Origin of the sequence: Kaistella sp. (assembly GCF_032060305.1) — a bacterium.
Classification (GTDB): Bacteria; Bacteroidota; Bacteroidia; order Flavobacteriales; family Weeksellaceae; genus Kaistella; species Kaistella yananensis.
This window is the reverse complement of the sequence record NZ_DAMBHK010000039.1, coordinates 2,316-8,961: the sequence shown is the minus strand read 5'-3', so window position 1 is coordinate 8,961 and position 6,646 is coordinate 2,316. Positions and strand designations below refer to the sequence as shown.

The 6,646-nt window shown below is 41.4% G+C and carries 7 protein-coding genes; all 7 read right to left on the bottom strand.

The annotated features are described in order from the left end of the window. Positions 1-120 precede the first annotated feature (120 nt). Entirely contained in the window at positions 121-1,221 is a 1,101-nt protein-coding gene (locus tag V5N63_RS07060; RefSeq protein ID WP_332033384.1) for an ABC transporter permease, read from the bottom strand. Positions 1,222-1,234: 13 nt separating this feature from the next. After that, positions 1,235-1,987 carry an ABC transporter ATP-binding protein gene (locus tag V5N63_RS07055; protein WP_332033383.1) on the bottom strand — a complete coding sequence of 251 codons (753 nt, stop codon included), beginning with the start codon at positions 1,985-1,987 and terminating at the stop codon, positions 1,235-1,237. Between the two features lie 54 nt (positions 1,988-2,041). Beyond that, entirely contained in the window at positions 2,042-2,959 is a 918-nt protein-coding gene (locus V5N63_RS07050) for an ABC transporter ATP-binding protein (protein ID WP_332033382.1), read from the bottom strand. 33 nt (positions 2,960-2,992) lie between these two features. Next, the gene (locus V5N63_RS07045; protein ID WP_332033381.1) at positions 2,993-3,964 is read right to left on the bottom strand and encodes an HlyD family secretion protein; all 972 of its coding nucleotides are present in this window, start codon (positions 3,962-3,964) and stop codon (positions 2,993-2,995) included. A gap of 39 nt (positions 3,965-4,003) precedes the next feature. Next, on the bottom strand, positions 4,004-5,263 hold the full coding sequence (locus V5N63_RS07040) for a TolC family protein (RefSeq protein WP_332033380.1): 1,260 nt from the start codon (positions 5,261-5,263) through the stop codon (positions 4,004-4,006). A 26-nt stretch (positions 5,264-5,289) separates the two neighbouring features. Further along, a complete protein-coding gene (locus tag V5N63_RS07035) occupies positions 5,290-5,889 on the bottom strand; it encodes a TetR/AcrR family transcriptional regulator (protein ID WP_332033379.1) in 600 nt (199 codons plus the stop codon). Between the two features lie 124 nt (positions 5,890-6,013). Further along, positions 6,014-6,646 (bottom strand): NADH-quinone oxidoreductase subunit N (locus V5N63_RS07030; RefSeq protein WP_332033378.1); only part of this gene is annotated, 633 nt, incomplete at its 5' end.

Here is a 6,646-nt window from a genome sequence, read left to right as displayed (position 1 = left end):
AGCTGTACAACAGGCATCACGAAAATTATAGCCAGAATAGCTCTGTTCCTGAAGATTTGCAGGAACTCTTTTTTGATTAATATGCGAAGGGTGCGCAACATTTTTTACAACATTTTAAAATTACTCGAGCCTTATTTTAAACTTCTTCACGGCGATAAGGAAGAGTAGCATCATCATTGCGGTAAGAACCGCGGTATGTTTCCAGATGACTTCCAGGCCGGTGCCTTTAATCATGATGTTTTTTACGATTTCATAATACCATTTGGCTGGAATCACATTCCCGACAACCTGCAGCGGTACCGGCATGTTTTCTACCGGAAACATAAAACCGCTTAGCATCAACGTTGGCAGCATGGTGCCGACCAGCGAAATGAGCATCGCGGTTTGCTGTGTCTGGGTGAGAATGGAGATGACGATTCCCAGTAAAAGATTGGTGATGATGAAAATAATGCTGATCCCGAAAAGCAGAAACAGATTTCCTCTAATCGGTAAATCGAGTATCATTACGCTTAAAATGAGGATAGAAATGAGTATAATGACCGAAAGGATAAAATAAGGAATCGCTTTCGCCAGAATAATCACGTAAGGTTTCAGGGGTGAAACCAACAGCACTTCCAGCGTGCCGGTTTCTTTTTCGCGCACAATGGCAATAGCAGTCATCAGCACACAGATGATGAGCAGAATAAAGGCCATAACGCCGGGTACAAAATTAGGCGCACCCTGAAGCTGCGGATTATAAAGCATCCGGATTTCAGGCTGTATGCCGGATGTTTGCATTAAAGTTTGCTGTCCATAGAAATCGAGTATAATATTCGACATGAAATTATAAATCTGGTTCGCCAGATTCAGGTCGGTTCCGTCGGTGATGAGTTGAAGCTGAGTTTTTTTTCCACTGCTAAGATTTTCAGAAAAACCCGCAGGAATTACCATAATCATTTTAATTCGTCCACCTTTGAATGCATCTTCCGCTTCATGGATGGATTTCAGGTCCTGCTCGAGATCAAAATAAAGGTTGGCGTGGATTTTCGAAACCAGTTCGGTAGAAGCCTGAGATTTGTCCTGATCCAGAACACCGATCCGCGTGTTTTTCACCTCAGTACTCAGAGCGAAACCAAAGAGCAGAATCTGTACCACCGGCATCCCGAAAAGGATGAGCAGCGTCCTTTTATCACGCAGAACGTGTAAAAATTCTTTCCGGACAAAAGTTAGTAACTGTTTCACTTCATTTAATTAATTATTCCGATCGTTTTGCGCCGCGCGCCAGTTCATAAAACACTTCATCCATCGTTTGGGAGCTGAACTGTTTTTTGAGATTTGAAGGTGTATCAAGTGCTGCAATTTTTCCGTCAACCATGATCGAAACACGGTCGCAGTATTCCGCTTCATCCATATAATGTGTTGTTACGAAAACTGTTATTCCGCGTTCTGAAGCTTCATAAATCAGATTCCAGAACTGGCGTCTGGTTACAGGATCCACACCGCCGGTAGGTTCATCCAGAAAAACAATCTGCGGATTGTGGAAGACAGCGACAGAAAAGGCAAGTTTCTGTTTCCAGCCTAAAGGGAGTTCAGAAACCAGTTTGTTTTTTTCTTGTTCCAGATCGAGTTTTTGCAGCAGTTCATTACATTTTGCTTTGAGTTCTTTGCGTGGAATTCCGTAGATGCCGCCGAAGAAATTAAGATTTTCGGTTACCGTGAGGTTGCCGTAAAGTGAGAATTTCTGACTCATGTATCCGATGTTTTTCTTGATTTTTTCGGTTTCTTTATAAACATCAAAACCTGCCACCGTTGCCGTCCCCGAAGTCGGGACCGAAAGTCCGCAGAACATGCGCATCGCTGTAGTTTTCCCCGCACCGTTCGCGCCCAGAAAACCGAATATTTCTCCCTTTTTCACCTCAAAACTGATATGATCCACGGCTGTGAAATCTCCGAAAACCTTGGTGATGTTTTCTGCTTTTATGGCGATATGCTTTTCTTTGGAATTCATTCTTTTGTATTTCACGATTGAGAGTTCAAATCTCATTTATAACTTTCACCTGTCTTAAAGAAGTTTTATAAAACTGTCCTCAATACTTGCTTTTACAGGTTTTATCTCAATGTCTGTAAACCCTTCGTTTTTTAGATAGTCTGTTAGAATTGCGGTGTTGAAATCTCCATTTCGGTCTACCGTCAAATGCACAGATTCTCCATAAGCATATACATTCTTTTTCTGTTTGAAATTCTCCAGTGCGCGCAATACAGCGGAAGTTCTACCTGCTTTCACTTCAAAAAGCAAATCGGGGAAACTTTCACTGATGTGCTTCGGAGTGTCAATAGAGAGGATTTTTCCATGCTGGAATAAGGCGATCCGGTCGCAAAGTGAGGCTTCATCCATATACGGTGTTGCGACTACCATGGTGATGCCCTGTTTTTTCAGACGCTGAAGCATTTCCCAGAATTCTTTCCGCGATACCGGATCCACGCCGGTTGTTGGTTCATCCAGGAACAAAACCTTTGGTTTATGAATCAGTGCACAGCAGAGGGCCAGTTTCTGTTTCATTCCACCGGACAGAGCGCCGGCTTTCCGGTCTTTAAAAGGTTCAATCTGGATATAAATATCTTTAATGAGATGATAGTTTTCATTGATTGTTGTATTGAAAATACTGGCAAAGAAATTCAGGTTTTCTTCGACCGTCAAATCCTGATACAAAGAGAATTTTCCGGGCATATAACCCAGAATCCGGCGTATTTTTTTATACTCCTTCACCATGTCGAGTCCTTCAACTGTAGCGGAGCCGGAATCGGGCAACAAAACAGTGGTCAGCATTCTGAAAATGGTGGTTTTTCCTGCACCATCTGGACCGATAAGTCCGAATATCTCTCCGGGATTCACCTCAAAACTCACATCATCCACTGCAAGAATCTTTTCATTTTTCTTGCCATAGATCTTTGTAAGGTTATTGACTTTGATGGATTTCATTTCAGCTGATTCTTTTCACTTTTTACCTGGCTCTTAAAATTTTACATCACCGTACATCCCGATTTTCAGGAGGCCGTCGTTTTTCACATGTACTTTTGCGGCGTATACAAGGTTGGCCCGCTCATTTTTAGTCTGAATGGTTTTTGGGGTGAATTCGGCTTTGGGACTGATCCAGTATACCGTTCCGGGAAGTTCTTTTGTTTTTCCGTCACTCATGTCGATGAAAACTTTAACCTGCTGACCTGTTTTTACCTGCGCCAACTGATCTCCGGTGATAAAGATTTTTAAAATCATCAAATCCAGATCCGCCATTTTGAAAACAGGTTTTCCGGTCATGGCAAATTCGCCTTCGTTCATGTATTTGGTGAGCACCATTCCTGCAATCGGACTTTCAATCGTGTTGTTTTTTAGTTGCTCATCCATTTGTTCTACCTTTTTCTGGGTAGGTTTTCTTTCGCTTAAGATTGCGCGATTCTGAATCGATACATTTTCTTTTGCCGCTGAAATCTGCTGTTGAAGGGTACTAAGTTGAGTGCGTGCTGCCGAAATCTGTTTCTGTATGACAAGGATCTGTCCGTTGGCATCATCCAGCTGCTTTCGGGTGGCAGCATCTCTTGCGACGAGATTGGCGGTTCTGTCACGTTCGCGAACCGCGTTACGCAACTGTTCCTGAAGCACGGAAACATTAGCAGACTGAGCTGAGATTTGGGTTTGCAGTACCTGGATTTGTGGAACTGCGGAACCTGTTTTCTGTTCCAAAGCATCTATGCTGGCGATGACCTGTTCTTTCTGAAGTTCTATGTTTTTTGGATCAATTTCGCCTACTTTTTCATGAAGAGCGAGTTGCTGGCCTTCCTCCACCTCGAGTTTCAGAATCGTACCGGTGGCTTTGGCGGTAACGATAATTTCTTCGGCTTCAAAAGTTCCGGAAGCGTCATATGTTGCTTCTGACTTCGAACAGGCCATTACAGTCATCAAAAACAGTAGAAGGATATATTTATTCATAACGGTAAATTTTGATGTTCATTTTCAACGCTGAAATTTTCAGTTATTAAGCTGGGCTTTTTGGTTATACTGGGTTAAGAGAAATTGAATCTCATGAGTCATTTTCTGAATTCTGGCCTGTTCTTCGGCATTTACTTCACGAAGATAGTCGCTGGTGTTGATGACCCCGTTTTCAAGTTGCGCAAGGCTGGCTTTTTTAATGCTTTGCCTTAATGCGATGAGTTCTTCATCTTTGTGAATAAGTTTCTGTAGTTTATCCAATTCTTCATTGTTCCGGATAGTGGAAAAATTTTGGTTAAAGAGAAAGTTTTCTTTCTGAATTTCCAGATCCTGCTGCTGGGTGTTGAGCAGCGCCAGGTCATTTTTTTTGGTATAAAATCCGGAAATGGGAAACTGCAGCCGCAGGCCGCCGATATAGAATATATCGAATTCATTGCTAAGCATATTGAAGCCCGGCTTGCCATATCCGCTCTGGAAAAAAGCTCCAAGTTTGGGAAGGTTTTTAGATTCCACAAGAGACTTCTGAGTTTCCAGCATCTGTTGCTGAAGGGTGAAAAGTTTCAGTTCGGATCGGTTGTTTTCTCCGGTCAGCAGCAGTTTTTTTGGTGTTTCGAAAACTGTATTTTCACTGAAATCTTTTTTTGTAAACAGAGAAAGGGTTTCGATTAAATTTTTTCGGAGTGACTCTATTTCAATCTGTCGCTGTTCCAATCCGATCAACTGTGCTTTCAGCACATCAACCTGACTTCTGAAGATGGTACCATATTCCAGCTGTGCACTGGCTTTCTTCAAGCCGTTTTCGATGTCGTTTTTTGTGATTTCAGTTTGCTGCAGCTGTTCCTGGCTTTGAAGAATTCCGAAATAAATCTGGTTGATTCTTTCTTCAAGTTTATCGAGCTCGACTTCATTTTTCTGAATCTCGGTTTCTGACTGAATTTTTGCCAGTTTCTTCTGATTAGAAATCATTCCGCCATCATACACGGTCTGCTGAATATCAGCGTAAACTTTATACTGATCCTTGCTCAGCGGTTCCACCAAACTGTTGGGAAGTGAGAATGGCAGTTGAGTTACTTCGTTCTGATAGGTCGCCTGGCCCACAACGTTGATCTGAGGCAGCCATTCTTTAGCGATATTTTCCAGCGTATAGGTTTGGGTTTTTTCGATGAGGCCATTTCTTTTGATAAGCGGATAGCTATTTTTCGCAAGCTCCTGCACTTCCTCCAAAGTCGCCGTTTCCTGGGCTTTCAACTGAAAATTTAGAAGCAGCGCGACTACGATCAAGTATTTTAATGTTTTCATTTGATGGGTTTTAAATGAAAAGTCTGTTAACTGTTAAGGATCATTTTGGTCCAGAGCGGAACCAAAGTCCTACGCTCCGCAACAAATTTCTGAAATTCCTCATCGCTCAGGATGTTGAAATTTTTAAGAATAGGCTTCCCGATATAAGGAAAGGCAGTCATGCTCAGGAAATTAACAATAAAGTGAAGAGGATTAAGGTCGGGTTTCTTTTCCCTGATCTGTTTGAGGAGGACTGAAATTTTCAGAAACTGATCGATCGGAATCAGCGAAGTGATATTGGAAGGTTTTTTCTGGATTTCGCTCAGGACGAAAAGGGGAAGATTTGGATTCTTTGACAAAATCTCGAAATATTTTTCACTTACAAGATCTATTTTTTCTTCAATACTTATTTTTTCGCTCGTAATAAGAGGAATGATCTTACCGAAAAGGAGAACAATTTTTACTTTCATGACCTGCTCAAAAAGTTTCTCCTTACTGCGGAAATAATAATTCAGTAATGCCAGATTAATTCCGGCTTCTTCTGCAATATCCCTTGTCCGTGTTCCCGAGAACCCTTTCTCAGTAAAAACCTTTGAAGCTGAAATAAGGATTTTTTCTTCGGTTGAAATGTCTTTTTCGGAGTCCATGACTAAAATTATTTTAGCAAAGTTAAGATTAATATTTTGATTTAATCAAATGATTAAATTAATTTTAAACATAAAAAAAAGCAGCTCGAAAGAACTGCGTTTTATATTTTATTTTGTAAAATTCTTACATTCCGAACTGTGTTGCGAACAGATCCGGGAAAATTCCTAAAGCCAAAAGTGCAACAATGATGAACACTGCAACAATGTTATAGGTTAACGGAACTCTTTCTGAAGTTTTGAAACTGCTTTCTTTAGGGAAAAACATTACCATGATGAGTCTTAAATAGTAAGCAATAGAGATCGCGGAACCCAATACTGCAACCAAAACAAGGAAAGGAGTGGTTTCTATCGCCTGTGCAAAGATGGAGAATTTCCCCATGAAACCAGCTGTTAACGGAATTCCCGCCATTGAAAGCATCGAAATAGCTGCGGCAACAGCCAGAAGCGGCTCGGTATGCGCCAACCCTTTAAATGCGTTGTAAGAAGTTTCGCGTTTCAGTTTTTCAACCCAGATTAAGCACATCATCACGCCAATCGTTGCCAATGAATAAGCAAAAAGATAAAAGGCAAGGTTGTATGTAGATAAATTGTTCAGTCCAAAGAAAATAAGACCAAGGTAACCTACGTGAGAAACCGATGAGTAAGCCAGCATCCTTTTCGCATTGCTTTGCGCAAGTCCCATTACGTTGGCTAAAAACAGGGTGATGATAATGAGAACGCCAACGATGTTAATCCATTCTCCGGTGATTCCGAAAAA